This window comes from Nitrobacter vulgaris, from assembly GCF_002028545.1.
In the GTDB taxonomy this organism is placed as follows: Bacteria; Pseudomonadota; Alphaproteobacteria; order Rhizobiales; family Xanthobacteraceae; genus Nitrobacter; species Nitrobacter vulgaris.
On sequence record NZ_MWPQ01000025.1, the window covers coordinates 65,319 to 80,631 of the forward strand.

General features: G+C 60.5%; 12 protein-coding genes. 6 read left to right on the forward strand and 6 right to left on the reverse strand.

Features of this window, described 5'->3' with window-relative positions; all coding sequences use genetic code 11:
- Positions 1 to 35 precede the first annotated feature (35 nt).
- A complete protein-coding gene (locus B2M20_RS05770; RefSeq protein WP_079446119.1) occupies positions 36 to 1,844 on the reverse strand; it encodes an ABC transporter ATP-binding protein in 1,809 nt (602 codons plus the stop codon).
- Positions 1,845 to 1,964: 120 nt separating this feature from the next.
- A complete protein-coding gene (gene galE / locus B2M20_RS05775; RefSeq protein ID WP_079446120.1) occupies positions 1,965 to 2,975 on the reverse strand; it encodes a UDP-glucose 4-epimerase GalE in 1,011 nt (336 codons plus the stop codon).
- Between the two features lie 186 nt (positions 2,976 to 3,161).
- Here galE and waaC point away from each other — a divergent pair, with 186 nt between their 5' ends.
- On the forward strand, positions 3,162 to 4,106 hold the full coding sequence (waaC, locus tag B2M20_RS05785) for a lipopolysaccharide heptosyltransferase I (protein WP_079446122.1): 945 nt from the start codon (positions 3,162 to 3,164) through the stop codon (positions 4,104 to 4,106).
- Here waaC and B2M20_RS05790 read toward each other — a convergent pair.
- From B2M20_RS05790 to waaF, 3 genes are all read right to left on the reverse strand, one after another.
- Entirely contained in the window at positions 4,103 to 4,657 is a 555-nt protein-coding gene (locus tag B2M20_RS05790; protein WP_079446123.1) for a D-glycero-alpha-D-manno-heptose-1,7-bisphosphate 7-phosphatase, read from the reverse strand. The genes waaC and B2M20_RS05790 overlap by 4 nt on opposite strands.
- Positions 4,654 to 5,247, reverse strand: a complete 594-nt coding sequence (locus B2M20_RS05795) for a D-sedoheptulose 7-phosphate isomerase (protein ID WP_079446124.1) — start codon at positions 5,245 to 5,247, stop codon at positions 4,654 to 4,656. The genes B2M20_RS05790 and B2M20_RS05795 overlap by 4 nt, the downstream gene beginning before the upstream one ends.
- Positions 5,248 to 5,424: 177 nt before the next feature.
- A complete protein-coding gene (waaF, locus tag B2M20_RS05800; protein WP_079446125.1) occupies positions 5,425 to 6,495 on the reverse strand; it encodes a lipopolysaccharide heptosyltransferase II in 1,071 nt (356 codons plus the stop codon).
- 347 nt (positions 6,496 to 6,842) lie between these two features.
- On the opposite strand from waaF, the gene rfaD reads away from it, so the two are divergent.
- The 3 genes from rfaD (at position 6,843) to B2M20_RS05815 (ending at position 11,423) form a co-directional block, all read left to right on the forward strand.
- Positions 6,843 to 7,823 (forward strand): ADP-glyceromanno-heptose 6-epimerase, encoded by a 981-nt coding sequence (rfaD, locus tag B2M20_RS05805; RefSeq protein WP_079446126.1) that lies wholly within the window; start codon positions 6,843 to 6,845, stop codon positions 7,821 to 7,823.
- 125 nt (positions 7,824 to 7,948) lie between these two features.
- Complete coding sequence (gene rfaE1 / locus B2M20_RS05810; RefSeq protein ID WP_079446127.1) at positions 7,949 to 9,418, forward strand: D-glycero-beta-D-manno-heptose-7-phosphate kinase; 1,470 nt, start codon at positions 7,949 to 7,951, stop codon at positions 9,416 to 9,418.
- A 61-nt stretch (positions 9,419 to 9,479) separates the two neighbouring features.
- Positions 9,480 to 11,423, forward strand: coding sequence for a nucleoside-diphosphate sugar epimerase/dehydratase (locus tag B2M20_RS05815; protein ID WP_079446128.1), 1,944 nt, complete (start codon positions 9,480 to 9,482; stop codon positions 11,421 to 11,423).
- Between the two features lie 9 nt (positions 11,424 to 11,432).
- Here the strand turns inward: B2M20_RS05815 and B2M20_RS05820 are convergent, their stop codons facing one another.
- Complete coding sequence (locus B2M20_RS05820; RefSeq protein WP_079446183.1) at positions 11,433 to 12,392, reverse strand: lysylphosphatidylglycerol synthase transmembrane domain-containing protein; 960 nt, start codon at positions 12,390 to 12,392, stop codon at positions 11,433 to 11,435.
- Positions 12,393 to 12,583: 191 nt separating this feature from the next.
- Here B2M20_RS05820 and B2M20_RS05825 point away from each other — a divergent pair, with 191 nt between their 5' ends.
- Together B2M20_RS05825 and B2M20_RS05830 are read left to right on the forward strand one after the other, a co-directional pair.
- Positions 12,584 to 13,603 carry an NAD-dependent epimerase gene (locus B2M20_RS05825; protein ID WP_079446184.1) on the forward strand — a complete coding sequence of 340 codons (1,020 nt, stop codon included), beginning with the start codon at positions 12,584 to 12,586 and terminating at the stop codon, positions 13,601 to 13,603.
- Between the two features lie 240 nt (positions 13,604 to 13,843).
- Complete coding sequence (locus B2M20_RS05830; RefSeq protein ID WP_079446185.1) at positions 13,844 to 15,256, forward strand: mannose-1-phosphate guanylyltransferase/mannose-6-phosphate isomerase; 1,413 nt, start codon at positions 13,844 to 13,846, stop codon at positions 15,254 to 15,256.
- Positions 15,257 to 15,313 lie beyond the last annotated feature (57 nt).

The window sequence follows — 15,313 nt, forward strand, 5'->3', positions numbered from 1 at the left end:
CGACGAGATCGTCATTGCGGACAATCGCAATGAGCTTACGCTGACGCGCTCAAGGGGGCCAGCGTCAGCGGCGCTGTCTCACGATGCTGCAGGCGGAAGAACGAAGCATAGCGTCCGCCGCTCCGCAGCAGGTCGTCGTGGCGCCCGCGCTCGACGATCTCGCCGTTCTCGACCACAAGAATGGCGTCGGCATGCATGATGGTATGCAGGCGGTGCGCGATCACGATCGTGGTCCGATTGCGGCACAGGTGCTCGATCGCTTCCTGCACCTGCTTTTCGGATTCCGAATCGAGTGCGGCGGTGGCCTCGTCCAGCAGGATGATCGGCGCGTCCTTGATGAGTGCGCGCGCCACGGCGATGCGTTGGCGTTGCCCGCCGGAGAGCTGGGTGCCGTGCTCGCCCACAGGGGTATTGTAGCCGAGCGGAAAGCTCATAATGAAGTCGTGAGCGCAGGCGGCTTTCGCCGCCGCGACGATCTCGTTCTCGCTGGCGCCGGGGCGGCCGAACGCGATGTTCTCGCGGATGGTGGCGCGGAACAGGTAAACGTCCTGGCCGACATAGGCAGTCTGCTGGCGTAGCGATGTGCGCGATACGCCGGAGATGACCTGCCCATCGATCAGGATGTCGCCGTCGGTGGCTTCATACAGGCGCAGCAGGAGCGCCAGCACGGTGGATTTTCCGCCACCCGATGGGCCGACCAGCGCCGTCATCTTGCCCGGCTCGGCGACAAAGCTCATGCGCTTGAGCACGGGCTCGTCGGCGCGATAGGCGAACGTGACATCCTGCAACTCGACGCGCGCGTCGGTCAATTGCAGAGCGGGCTTGTCACTGTCGTCCGGCTCGCTGGCGGGGCTGTCCACGATTTCAATCAGCTTGCGCGCGCCGATCAGGCTGCTGTTGAGTTCGATGTTGAGACGGGCCAGCCGCTTGGCTGGCTCATAGGCCAAGAGAAAGGCTGCGAGGAACGAAAAGAACTGGCCCGGCGTCGCGCCCATGGCGACAACGCGATAGCCGCCATACATCAGCGCGCCCGCGATGGCGAAACCGCCAAGCGTTTCCATCAGCGGGCTGGCGCGGTTCGAAACCCGCGCCATCTTGTTGTTGGTTTGCTCCACCGCGGCGATGCTGGCGTCGATCCGCTCGCGCATGGTCTGTTCGAGCGTGAACGCCTTGACGGTCCGAATACCTTGCAGCGACTCCTGCATCGTCTCCATGATGTCGGCGGTGCCATGGAACTGCATGTGCGCCAGTCCCTTGATGCGCTTGACCAGCTTGCGCAGCACGATCATCGCGGGCGGCGCCACCAGCGCGCCAAGCAGCGACATATACGGATCCTGCATCACCATCACGACGACGAGCGCGATCAACGACAAAAGATCGCGACCCACGGCGTTGATCAGCAGGTTGAGCACCTGGGTGACCGATGTCGCGCCGGCCGTGAGCCGCGCGAGAAACTCCGATGAATGTCGCTGCGAGAAATAGCCGATGCTCTCGCTCATCAGCTTCGCAAACAAGCGGCGCTGATTATTGGCGAGAATGGCGTTGCTGATCCGGGACAGGATTACGGAATGACCGTAGGTCGCCGCACCCTTGACCACGAAGATGACGAGCACCACAATCGACAGCATGAAAATGCCGTGGACGTTGCGGTCCACATAAGCCTGATTGATGACTTCGCCGAGCAGGTAGGCCGAGGTCGCCGTCGCCGCCGCGGAGACGGCCATCAGCGCAAATGCGGCGAGGTAGCGCCGCCAATAGGCCATGCCCTGTTCCGTGATCAGGCGGCGGATGAGGACGGCCGCGCCATAGGGATCGTCGGTAATTTTCTTCGGCGGTTCGGTCATCGCGTTCCGTTGACGCCGTGAATCGGCGGTTGCCCGCGCGTCAGGGATATTGCGAAAGCTCCGACTCAATGCCCGCAATAGCAGCCTTTTTCAAGCGAAAACCGGGTTTCGCCCGGTTTGTCAGGCTGATGCCGCGAGCGCCTCCGAGACTTGTCGGCCCGCCAGCTTTTCTTCCCACGCCAGCGCGTGCGCGGCGATGGTCGCGAGGTCGTCGTATTGCGGCGTCCAGTCGAGCGCCGCGCGAATCCGGCTCGTGTCGGCGATCATGGTCATGATATCGCCGGGGCGGCGGTCGGAATAGTGAACCGCGAAATTGCGGCCGCAGACCCGGCGGACCGCTTCGATCGTTTCCAGAACGGAATAGCCGCGTCCATATCCGCAATTCAGCGTGGTCGAGCATCCGCCGTTTTGCAGATAAGTCAGCGCGGCCCGATGCGCTTGCGCCAGATCGCTGACATGAATGAAGTCGCGAATGCAGCTTCCATCCGGCGTCGGATAGTCGGTGCCGAACACGTCGATCTTGGCGCGCTGCCCGGTCGCGGCTTCGACTGCGATTTTCAGCAGGTGCGTGGCGCCCGCGGTCGAGAGGCCGATACGCGCTTGTGGGTCTGCGCCCGCGACATTGAAGTAGCGCAGCACCACGTAGTTCATGCCATGTGCGGTCGCGACGTCGTGCAGCATGATCTCCGTCATCAGCTTCGACGATCCGTAAGGAGAGAGCGGCCGGGTCGGCGCCTCTTCCGGGACCGGCATCCGGTCGGGATTGCCGTAGACTGCGGCGGTCGACGAAAAGATGAAGCGGTTGACCCCGCATCTGACGGCGGCGTTCAGAAGGCTGCGAGTCGTCATCGTGTTGTTACGATAGTAGGCGAGCGGATCGCGCATCGACTCGGGCACCACCACGGAACCCGCAAAGTGAATGATGCTTTCGATGCCGTTCTGGGCGATGACGTTCTCGACAAGATTTTCGTCTCCGGCGTCGCCGATAAACAGCGGTACGCCCTCGGGGAGCGCCGACGAGAATCCGGTGGACAGGTTGTCGATCACGACGACGTTCTCGCCGGCCTCAGCCAGCGCGAGCACCATATGACTGCCGATGTAGCCGGCTCCACCGGTGACAAGCACGGTCATATCTGCTCCTTTGTACCAAAGTGTGCGGCGGGTCCCGCGGTCGCCGAAGTGTCCCACAAAAGAATGGAATTGCCGTATAGCATGACCGTGAACGACCAGATTTCGTCCGTCTGATCTCGGGATTCGACATTATGGTTGCCAAACTGTAACGGGAACCGGTCTTTCTTTGAGCAGCTGCGGCCGTCGATGACCGACATTCTCATCATCAAGACATCCTCGCTCGGCGACGTCGTGCATCAGATGCCGGCGATCGTCGATGCCGTGCATGCATGTCCGCAGTTGCGGGTGACGTGGCTGGTCGAGGAATCGTTCGCGCCGTTGGTGCGGCTGCACCCGTCGGTCGCCGACATCATTCCTGTCGCGACGCGACGCTGGCGTTCGCAACTTGGTGCTGGCGTCACATGGCGCGAGATCGCCAAGTTCCGGGCGAGGCTTCGCGAACGATCGTTCGACAAGGTGATCGATACTCAGGGCCTGATCCGCTCGGCGATCATGGCGCGCGTCGCGCGCGGCGAGCGCCACGGCTATGACGGTCGCAGCATCCGCGAACCGTTAGCCGCGCGATTCTACGACGTTAGGCACACGGTAGGGCGCGATCTCCACGCCGTGACGCGCAACCGGATCCTGACCGCTCTGTCGCTCGGATATCAGCCGCCCCACGACGTTGACTACGGTCTGCGCCCGTTCATGCGGACAGGTGGTCAGCCCTATGCAGTCTTGCTTCACGGTACCTCCCGGCTCTCGAAAACGTGGCGTGCGGAGGACTGGATCGAAACCGGCCGCTGGCTGAGTGCGAACGGATTGCAGACCGTGCTTCCGTGGGGCACCGAGGCCGAACGTCTGTTATCCGAGCGGCTGTCGGGAGACATCGCGGGCAGTCGTGTCCAGCCGCGCCAGAGCCTCGATCTGACCGCGCAGGTGATCGGCAATGCGGCGTTGGTGATCGGCGTCGATACCGGCCTTATGCATCTTGCCGCTGCGTATCGCGTTCCGCTCGTCGGCATCTATGTCAGCACCGATCCCGGCCTGACCGGGCCTGTCGGCAGTGGCCGCATGGCGGTTCTAGGCGGCAAGAACGGTCCGCCTTCCGCGGGGCAGGTGATCGATGCCGCGGAGCGATTGCTTGCTTAGGCACGTGGCGTGATTGCACTGGATATCTCTGCAAGCACCCGCGCGACGAATGCGTCGAGGTCGCCGCCGCTAAACAGGAAGCCCGGAATTCCTGCACCGGCAGCGGCTTCGATATCGCTTTTGCGGTCGCCGATGGCAAAGCTGCCGTGCTGCCGCACCGGCCAATGCTGCATAAGGTCGAGGATCATGCCGGGCTTCGGTTTGCGCCAGGGATGATCTTCCAGATATCCGGCGACGCTGCCGTCGGGGTAGTGCGGGCAATACCTGAAGTCGTCGATCCGCGCGCCCTGAGACGCTAGATGGGACTGCATCCACAGGTGCAGATTACGAACATCATCCTCGCTGAAAAAGCCGCGCGCGACACCGGATTGATTGGTGAAGATGAAAACGAAATAGCCGGCCTCGTTTAGCCGCTGGATTGCCCTGGCGACGCCGGGCATCCAACGAATGCGATCGCGCGTACCCATATAGCTGTCGTCATGATTGATGACGCCATCACGGTCCAGGAAGGCGGCGGGTTTGCCGGCCTGAGCGATCTCCGCTCCGCTCACTTGCGGCCCGCTCCGTCCACCAGGGCGTGCTCCACGTTATCGCAGATCGCGTGAGCCGCGGTCATGTGGATCTGCTGGATCACCGGGGTGTCGTCGCTCGGCGCAACGAGAAGGCGGTCGCAGATCTCGTGCAGGCTTTGCCCTTTGAGGCCGGTAAAACCGACGGTGACAAGTCCGAGTCGTCGCGCGGCGGATAGGGCAGCGAGGATGTTTGGGGACCGTCCCGAGGTGGACAGCGCCAGCAGCACGTCGCCAGGTCGGCCCAGACTCTCGATCTGCCGGGCGAAAATCTGCTCGAAGCCGTAGTCGTTGGAGATAGCGGTGAGAGCGGACGTATCGGTCGTCAGGGCAATGGCGGCGTAGCCGGGCCGTTCTTTCCTGTAACGCCCGACGATTTCCGAGGCGATGTGTTGGGCGTCGGCGGCGCTTCCGCCGTTTCCGATCAGAAGCACTTTATTTCCGGAACGGAGCGCGTCGATGATCGTGACAGCAATGTCGCTTACGACTGCGAGCAGCGCCGTGTCATTGGCTGCGCGCTGGAGGGCCGTCAGCGATTGCTGAAAATGGGTTGCGATCGGGTTCTGGCTCAAGACGCACCTTTGTCACCGTGATGGCCAGAGCATTTTCGCTTCTGATTGAATCAGAAGCGAAGCTCTAGATTGTTATTTTAACGCGTTTTCTTCACGCAAACCGGTATCCACTTCGCTCGAAAACGCTATAGCAGTGGTAATGAGCGCGTCATACTCACGCAAGCATGGCGTGTCGCATCAACGTGCGTCGTGCGCGCCGGCCTCCGCAAGCACCCGTTCCGCGATCGCGATTACCTCTGCTGCGGGGATATCGCGCATGCAACGATGATCATTCCTGGTGCAGACCGGACGATGGCATGGTTGGCACGGGAGAGGCGTTTTCGCCTGAATCGTCGCGGCGAGCCCGTTCAAGGGCGCCCAGTGATAGGGGCTGGTCGGCCCGAAAATTCCCAGTGTCGGCGTTCCGATCGCAGCCGCGACGTGTAGCAGACCGGAGTCGTTCGATATTGCAATGGTGGCCCCCGCCATCGCCAGAATGCCATTTCGCAGGTCGTGACCCGTGAGATCCCGGACCCGCGGGCCCCCGGTTGCTGCGATTTCGGTCGCCATCGCTTTTTCATTGGGGCCGCCGATCACCCAAAGGTCGATTCCGCGCTCGGCCAGCATTCGGGCGGCCTCGGCGTAGGAGGTCCAGCGCTTACTGGAGCCGACCGCCCCGGGTGCCAGCGCCACCGCCGGTCCCGCGCCCAATCCCTGCGCCTGCCGCCAGCGGGTGACGTCTTCGGTGGATATCCGAAGCTGCGGCGCCGGCCATTCAGGTGGCCGGGCTGCCCCGGCCGGAAGCGCCAGGGACGCCTTCCTGTCGATCATGCGGGGCAGGGCTCTTTCACCCCACCGCCAGCGGTTAAGTAGTCCGAAACGCGCTTCGCCGACAAAACCCACCCGTTCCGGGATGCCGGCCAGCGCGGGCGCGATCGCCGATTTCCAGGTGCGCGGCATGACGAAGGCCGTTCCATACCCGCGCGCGCGCAATTGCCGGGCGAGACTCCACTGTTGCGTCGGTGCCAGCCGGCTGCGGGGCAGGTCCCAGACCACGCCAGCGCGCACTCCGGGCATATAATCGACCAGCGGCGCGCAGAGCGTTGTCACCAGCATATCCACCGGTCGATTCGGCCAGCGCTGTTTGAGCACCCGCACCACCGTGTGGCCGCGCACGAAGTCGCCGATCCACATGTAGGGAACGATCAGAATGGGTCGGGTATCGTCCGGGTCGGCCATTTCCGGCCCATATGGTGAATCTGTTTTCATATCTTAATCGATGCGCAATCCAGGATCGATGTTCGGTCCTCGGTATCCGCTCCGACCCGTGAGGTAAAGTTATCTCGCGCGCTGTTTTTCACGGCCGATCGTCACACGGCAGGCCCACCTAAGTTGCCTCGCGGGCTAGAGTGGGGCAAACCAGTGGGGTGAATTTGACATTCGCCACCCACTTTGCCGCAAACCCGGCAAGGGAATGTCAAATTCAAAACTCCACTGGAAAACCTTATGGTTGCTAGTGGGCTCTTGATTCTAACATTTGCAAAGAACGCCTGCCGCGCCGGGATGCAAATGTTAGAACGGACCACTAAGAGTCGCACATCCATGACGGGGACATCATGCTGCTGGTGACCGGGGGCGCCGGTTTTATCGGATCCAATCTCGTTGCCGCGTTGAACGACGCCGGGCGCAGCGATGTGGCGGTGTGCGATGTGCTGGGACATGACGGCAAATGGCGTAACCTCGCCAAGCGGCAGCTTGCGGATATCGTTCCACCCGAGGAATTGATGCGTTGGCTGGACGGCCGTCGCCTGGACGCCGTCTTTCACCTCGGCGCGATCTCCGAAACCACGGCGACCGATGGCGATCTCGTCATCGAGACCAACTTCCGGCTGTCGCTCCGATTGCTCGACTGGTGCACGTCGACCATGACGCCTTTCATCTATGCCTCTTCGGCGTCAACCTACGGCGATGGCGCGCAGGGCTTTCGCGATGATCAATCGTTGTCCGCGCTGCGAGCGCTCCGGCCGATGAATCTCTACGGCTGGAGCAAACACCTGTTCGACATGGCCGTTGTGGACCGCGCCGCCAAAGGTGGTGCTCTGCCGCCGCAATGGGCTGGTCTGAAGTTTTTCAACGTGTTCGGACCGAATGAATATCACAAAGGCTCCATGATGAGCGTGCTGGCGCGCCGCTTCGGCGATGTGAAAGGCTGCCGCCCGGTGCAGTTGTTCAAGTCGCACCGTGAAGGCGTCGCCGATGGCGATCAGCGCCGCGACTTCATTTACGTCGACGACGTCGTTCGTGTGATGATGTGGTTGTTTGCGACGCCTTCGGTCAACGGTCTTTTGAATGTGGGAACTGGCGAGGCGCGCAGCTTTCGCGATCTGATGACTGCGGCCTATGCCTCGCTTGGCACGAAGCCGAATATCGAATACGTCGATATGCCTGAACAGATTCGCGGGGCCTACCAGTATTTTACGCAAGCAGATATCGAGCGCTTGCAAAGCGCTGGTTACAACGGAGGCTTCACGCCTTTGGAGGAAGCCGTCGATGCCTATGTCAAAGGCTATCTGGATCGCGATGATCGCTTTCGCTGACGTGCTGGACCATGATCCCGAAAAGTGAAAACCGGTTTTCGGATAAGATCATGCTCGACCGAAGGATGGGCTTGGGTCTGGTTGATGCGATTGCATCAGACTCCAGCAACAGGTGAAGGGTTTTGATGATCGATTTTGACGACTTGTCGAATGGCTTTTCCGGCCAGACGGTCCTCTGTGTCGGCGATCTCATGCTCGACGAGTTCGTGTACGGCGAGATTTCGCGGATTTCGCCGGAGGCGCCCGCCCCGGTCATCGCGGTTCAGCGGAGCGAAACCAACGTCGGTGGGGCCGGCAATGTGGCGCGCAATATCGCCGCGCTCGGTGCGCGCTGCATCTTCGTTGGATTGGCGGGTGAGGACGACGCCGGCGAGAGGCTCCGGGCCACGCTTTCGCGGGAACGCCTGATCGAACCATTGTTGATTTCGGATCCGGCGCGACCGACGACGCGCAAGGTCCGCTTTGTTTCGGAGCATTTTTCGACCCACATGCTGCGAGCCGATTGGGAAATGGCCGTTCCGGCGTCCGGGGCGGTGGAGCAGACCTTGATCGATGCCATTCTGCCGCAACTGCCACGCGCCGACATCGTATTGTTGTCCGACTATGCCAAGGGAGTGTTGACAGCGCGGGTAATCCGCGACGTCATCGATGCTGCGCGCCGGCTTGGCAAGCGCGTGATCGTCGATCCGAAGAGCGCTAATTTCAACATCTATCGCGGCGCCACGTTGCTCACGCCGAACCGCAAGGAGTTTGCGGATGCGACTCGCACCCGCGCCGACGATCAGCCGAGCATTGCGGCAGCGGCTCGCGAAATGATGCGGCTCGTCGATGGTGAGGCCGTGCTGGTGACGCAAAGCGAACATGGCATGACGCTGGTGCCGCGCGAGGGCGAGGTCATCCATGTTCCCGCGCACACCGTCAAGGTTCGCGACGTGACGGGCGCCGGCGATACTGTCGTCGCCACGCTCGCGGTTTCGCTTGCCGCGGGCGCAGATTGGGAAACCGCGCTGCGGACAGCGAGCGCCGCAGCTGCTGTTGCCGTCGGCAAGAGCGGGACTGCGATTGTCACGCTCGCGGAACTGCGCCGCAATATTCTGCCGCCGGCCTCTCTGGCCGCCGAAGAGAAAATCGCGCAATCGACGGTCAACCTTGACCAACACCTGACGGCGTGGCGTGCGCAAGGTCTGCGAATTGGCTTCACCAATGGCTGTTTCGATATCCTGCATCCCGGTCACGTCAAGGTGCTGACCGGAGCACGCGCTACGTGCGACCGGCTGATCGTGGGATTAAACAGCGATGCGTCCGTGATGCGGCTGAAAGGCGAGGGCCGTCCGATCCAGAATGAGCGGGCGCGCGCAGAAGTTCTGGCTGCGCTCGAGGCTGTCGACCTCGTTGTGGTTTTCGAAGAGGACACGCCGATGAACCTGATCGAGCGAATCCAGCCGAATGTGCTCGTCAAGGGCGGAGATTATTCTCTTGAGCAAGTCGTCGGTCAGGAGCTAGTTACTGCACGAGGCGGGGAAGTGGTGCTGATCGATACTCTGAAAGGATTCAGTACGACGTCGCTGGTGAAGCGCGCAGGAGGCCGAGCATGAGAGTCTTGCTCCGCAGTGGCCGGCGTGTTTTCGTTTCTTATACTGTCCGGACCAAAGCCTCATGAATCCGCGCCGAAAGTTTACTTCCCGAAATGTTCTGATCGCGCTGCATGACCTGATAACGGTCGTGGCAGCGGTGCTCGTGAGTTGTTACTTCCGTTTTGATGATCATGATTTTGCCCTGCGCTTGCCACTGCTCTTGAAAGCGCTGCCCTATTTCCTGGCCATCAGCTGCGTTATCTTTTATGTCTTTAACCTGACGACAACAAAATGGCGGTTCATTTCCCTTGTGGACGCCCTCAATATCGTCAAGGCATCCTCGCTTCTGGCATTCGTCATCCTGGTCTTCGACTACGTCATCATCGCCCCCAATCTTTATGGCACGTTCTTTCTTGGAAAGAAGACGATCATACTTTACTGGCTGTTGCAGATATTTCTGCTCGCAGCTACGCGCTTTACCTATCGGTATTTTCGTTACAAGCGGACCCTTGTTCACGTAAGGGCCGACGACGCAACGCCAGCCATCATCGTCGGACGCGCTGCGGATGCCGAAATTCTCCTGCGTTCGGTCGAGAGTGGCGCGGTCAAGCAATTGCGACCGGTTTGCCTATTGTCGCCGTCGGCCGCTGACATTGGTCAGACGATACGCGGCGTTGCCGTCCTTGGTGGAGTGGATCAACTCGAAGAGGTGATAACGGATTTTGCGGAAAGGCAGACGTCGATCAAGCGCATCATCATGACGCCCTCCGCCTTCGAGCCCGACGCCCAGCCGGAAACGGTTCTCGCTTACGGCCGCAAACTAGGCCTTAAGGTAAGCCGGCTGCCCTCGCTAGGGGAGGGAGGGGAGATTCCGCGCCTGACGCCGGTCGCCGTTGAAGATCTTCTGCTTCGCCCAAGCCGTACCATCGACTATGAACGGCTCGAAGGACTGATCAAGAACAAGTCCGTTGTCGTGACCGGCGGCGGCGGATCGATCGGGTCCGAAATCTGCAAACGTGTCGTGACGTTTGGTGCGAGCCGTCTGTTGATCGTCGAAAATTCTGAACCTGCTCTTTATGCGATCGTGGAGGAGTTCAGCTCCACGAGCCGAGCCGCTGTGGTGGAAGGTCGCATTGCTGACATTCGTGATCGCGAGCGGCTGATGCGCTTGATGAACGAATTCAAGCCCGACATCGTGTTTCATGCGGCTGCGCTCAAGCATGTTCCCATCCTCGAGCGGGACTGGGGCGAGGGCGTCAAGACCAACATTTTCGGTTCAGTCAATGTCGCCGATGCCGCGCTGGCATCGGGTGCCGAATCCATGGTGATGATCTCCACCGACAAGGCGATAGAGCCGGTGTCGATGCTCGGGCTGACCAAACGTTTTGCCGAGATGTATTGTCAGGCGCTGGATCGTGAACTGGCGGCACGTGCGGCCGGCAAAGTTCCGATGCGGCTGATTTCAGTCCGTTTCGGCAACGTGCTGGCGTCGAACGGATCGGTGGTACCAAAGTTCAAGGCGCAAATCGAAGCCGGCGGTCCGGTGACAGTCACGCATCCGGACATGGTTCGCTACTTCATGACGATCCGCGAAGCCTGCGATCTCGTCCTTACCGCGGCCAGCCATGCAGCGATGCCGGAAAGACATGATGTCTCGGTGTATGTCCTGAATATGGGTCAGCCGGTGAAGATCGTCGATCTGGCCGAACGCATGATCAGCCTGTCCGGCCTGCAGCCTCACAGCGACATTGAGATTGTTTTTACCGGGGCGCGGCCGGGCGAAAGATTGAACGAAATCCTGTTTGCAAGCCAGGAGCCGACGATCGAGATCGGCTTATCGGGGATCTTGGCGGCAAAGCCGAACGAGCCGCCGATGGACACGGTTCGCGAGTGGGTTGCGGTTCTAAAGGAAGCCGTCGCGAGCGAGAACAAGCTGGCGATCCGATCGATCCTGAAAGATGCCGTGCCGGAGTTCGGCGCGCATCCCGCGCAAACCTCGCCTCTCGCGCCCGATATGTCGCGATGAACCGCTGCGTTATTCGGCACTCTCGATTGAGGTCGATCCTTTCTGACTTCTTTCGCCGCTGAAAATCCAGACGAGTCCCCCGAGCGCGCCTACGACCAAAAACACCGCGCCGTACAGCAGCGAGACATTGACGCCTTCGCTAGTCGCCAGTCCGGCATATCCGAAAGTCAGAGCCATGGACGCCTCGCGCACGCCCCAGCCGGCTATCGAGATCGGCAGCATCGTAATCAGCATGACCGGTGGGACAAGCAAGAAAATCTCGCTGAAAAGGATTGGCGCGGCGATTGCCTTCACAACGCACCATGCAATCACCACGGCGAGGATATGGATGAGCAGCGACAGAAACGCAATCTTCGACCAGCGCTCTCGATTGAAGATGGCACGGTTCGTGATGATCGAGCAGGCGCGAAGATGGTGCACGGCCCGGATACGTCCGAGCCAGTGCCAATGCAATCTACCGAGAAGCAGGAAACCACCGGCGGCTGCGAGCGCGACAAGATCGACGAACAGCAATGCGAGCCGGCCTTGGGGATCGCCGATCAGACGGTAACTCCACGGCAGACTCGCGGCGATCAGCAGGGCAAGCGCAATCAGGCCAATCGCGCGGTCGACGAAGATCGAATAGGCCGCTGCCCGCCAACCGGCCGGACCACGTCCGACCAGCCAGAGCCGCATGGCGTCGCCGCCGATCGATGAAGGCAGGGTCTGGTTGAAAAACGAGCCGATCATGCAATAGCGCACCGCCTGTGCGACCGAGAGGCTGGCGCCGCAGTCGGCGCTGATTTCACGCCACCGCATGGCGCTGGCGAACACCTGCAATAGCGTTACGACAATGCCGAGCGCGATCCAGCCGGCGCTGGTGAAACCGAGGCGCGAGAGGAGGTCAGAGATATCGACCTTACGGAGCGCTAGGTAGAGCAGGGCAGCCGAAATCAGTATTTTTGCCGTTGAAAGCAGAATTTGGCGCATTGCGCTTGTCTGTGCCGAGGTTAAGTTGGCCATCGGGCTCTTCGGGACAAAGTGGACGTCTTGTCTTGGTATGGTTTTGGATTGCCTCTGGCAATAGTCGTGCACAGCGGGGTATTGCGGTCCTGCGATGCCATGGATAACGAGGCAGGGCTACCCCGTGGGCCGCGGCTCACAGTTCCTGAGGAGTGAAATTGTCGGATTATCCGATATTGGTTACCGGCGCGGCGGGCTTCATCGGATTTCACGTCGCCGGCCGACTCCTGAAGCAGGGGCATCGGGTTATCGGCATTGACAGTCTCAACGATTATTATGATCCTGCACTCAAGGATGGCCGGCTCGAAATCTTGCGCAAGGATTCACACTTTCGTTTTGTCAAAGCCGACCTGGCCAATCGTGAGGCGACGGCCGCATTGTTCGCTGAACACCGCCTTTCGGTCGTGCTCCATCTCGCAGCGCAGGCGGGCGTTCGCTACTCATTGCAGAATCCCCATGCGTACGTCGATTCCAACCTCACGGCTTTTGCGAATGTCCTAGAAGGATGTCGGCACGCCTGCTGTCCTCACTTGCTGTTTGCTTCATCGTCCTCTGTTTACGGCGCAAACACAAAGCTTCCTTTTTCCGTTCATGATAATGTCGATCACCCCGTCAGCCTCTATGCGGCGACGAAGAAGTCCAACGAACTCATGGCGCACGCCTATAGCCACCTCTATCGGATTCCGACGACGGGCTTGCGTTTCTTCACGGTCTATGGCCCGTGGTACCGACCGGACATGGCGCTCTACAAGTTCGCCGACGCGATCGTCGGAGGGCAGCCGATCAAGCTGTTCAATCATGGCAACATGCAACGGGATTTCACCTACGTCGATGACGTGGTGGAAGCCGTTGTCCGCCTGATCGATCATGCGCCACAGGCTAATGCGAGTTGGTCGGGCGATGCTCCGGATGCGGGGACCAGTTCGGCTCCATGGCGAATTTATAATATCGGCAACAACAAACCGGCAGAATTGATGAGCGTCGTCACCCTGCTGGAGAAAGCTCTCGGACGATCCGTGCAAAAGGAACTGCTGCCGATGCAACCCGGCGACGTACAGGCAACATTTGCTGACATCGATGATCTTGCCCGTGACGTCGGTTTCCGTCCCTCGACTTCACTGGAAGATGGTATTCATCGTTTTGCAGCCTGGTATTGTCGTTATCATCGGGTCAATTAGTGCGGCCGTCGGGGTTTGCGTGATCCGATTGAGTGCCTTTCATCGTACGGCTTCCCTCGTCCCTTTGATCCGGGTTCGCATCAAGATGGCCGGCAGAGTCTGATCCAACTGCGTTGAATCAGACTCTGGCCTTAACTTTTTGATTGACATGATCTTATCCGAAAACCGGTTTCCATTTTTCTCTAAGGGTCTGCGAACGTCGGAATCGGGATGGACAAATCAGCATACGGAGATGGTCCTGTGAGTGAGCGTATCGTCCCGCTCATCATGTGCGGCGGTGCGGGAACCCGGCTGTGGCCGGCCTCGCGGGAGGGGCGTCCGAAGCAGTTTCTGCCGTTGTTCGGGCCGCGTTCGACGTTTCAGGATACGCTGCGACGGGTGTCCGATCCCTTGCTGTTCGAGCGGCCGATCGTGGTCACCAACGCCGCCTACCGTTTCATGGTGCTTGAACAACTCGCTGAGATGGGGCTTGAAGCGGACATTCTGCTGGAGCCGGCACGGCGCGATTCGGGGCCGGCGATAGCCGCGGGGACGATCTTCGCGCAAATGCGTCACAGTGAAGCCGTCGTGCTCGCGCTCGCCGCAGATCACGTTGTCCGCGACACCGAAGCGTTTGTCTCCGCCTGCCGCCAGGGATTAGCTGCCGCCAATGGTGGCCGCATCGTAACCTTCGGCGTTCGGCCGCAGCGGCCGGCGACCGAGTACGGCTATATCAACCCTGGCGCGGCGATTGCGGGCGCGGTGCGAGTGGTAACGACGTTTGTCGAAAAGCCCGATCCGCAAACCGCCGCCGGTTACCTTGAGGCGGGGTATCTCTGGAATAGCGGCAACTTCATGTTCCGCGCAGCGGTTCTTCTGGATGAATATCGCAACGTCGATCCAGACAGCGTCGCCGCGGTGACCGATGCGGTATCCCATGCTGGCCGGGATCTTGGTTTTGTCATGCTCGATCCGGAGGCCTTTTCGAGGGCGCAAGCAATTTCGATCGATTACGCCGTAATGGAAAAGACCGCTCATGCGGCCGTGGTGCCGGTTGATTGCGGCTGGTCAGATGTCGGATCGTGGCATGCGGTTTGGGAGTTGTCGGACAAGGACGGTCAGGGCAATGCGGCGCAGGGGATCGCCGTGTTCGAGGATTCCCGCAACTGCAATGTCGCGACCGATAAAGCACTGGTCGCGCTGGAAGGTGTCGACGATCTCGTTGTGGTAGCGACGCAGGACGCCGTGCTGGTGTCGCGTCAGAAGGACGCCAGCGGGCTGAAACGTCTGGTGGCGAAGTTGAAGGGCCTTGCGCCGCAGGTCACGGAAGAACATCTGCGGGTCCATAGGCCCTGGGGCGCTTACCAGTCGATCGACAGGGGCGAGCGGCATCAGGTCAAGCGCATCACCGTGAAGGCCGGCGACCGGCTGTCGCTGCAAAAACATCACCATCGCTCGGAGCACTGGATCGTGGTGCGCGGTACGGCGAGGGTGACGGTCGATGACGTTGTCAAGATCGTGCACGAGAACGAATCGATCTATATCCCGATTGGAGCCGTCCACCGGCTGGAGAACCCGGGCAAGATTCCCCTGGAGCTGATCGAAGTGCAGACCGGCAGCTATCTTGGCGACGACGATATCGTCCGGATCGAGGATGATTATCGGCGAAACTGAGCTACGGCTCGGGCACCGAATCGGCTAATCTGTGGACACACTGTTGCCCTATCCAAA

Bases quoted from the DNA above. Each gene is read 5' to 3' on its own strand.
- B2M20_RS05770 (WP_079446119.1), bottom strand. From the start codon at position 1,844: ATGACCGAACCGCCGAAGAAAATTACCGACGATCCCTATGGCGCGGCC.
- galE (WP_079446120.1), bottom strand. From the start codon at position 2,975: ATGACCGTGCTTGTCACCGGTGGAGCCGGCTACATCGGCAGTCATATG.
- waaC (WP_079446122.1), top strand. From the start codon at position 3,162: ATGACCGACATTCTCATCATCAAGACATCCTCGCTCGGCGACGTCGTG.
- waaF (WP_079446125.1), bottom strand. From the start codon at position 6,495: ATGAAAACAGATTCACCATATGGGCCGGAAATGGCCGACCCGGACGAT.
- rfaD (WP_079446126.1), top strand. From the start codon at position 6,843: ATGCTGCTGGTGACCGGGGGCGCCGGTTTTATCGGATCCAATCTCGTT.
- rfaE1 (WP_079446127.1), top strand. From the start codon at position 7,949: ATGATCGATTTTGACGACTTGTCGAATGGCTTTTCCGGCCAGACGGTC.
- B2M20_RS05815 (WP_079446128.1), top strand. From the start codon at position 9,480: ATGAATCCGCGCCGAAAGTTTACTTCCCGAAATGTTCTGATCGCGCTG.
- B2M20_RS05820 (WP_079446183.1), bottom strand. From the start codon at position 12,392: ATGCGCCAAATTCTGCTTTCAACGGCAAAAATACTGATTTCGGCTGCC.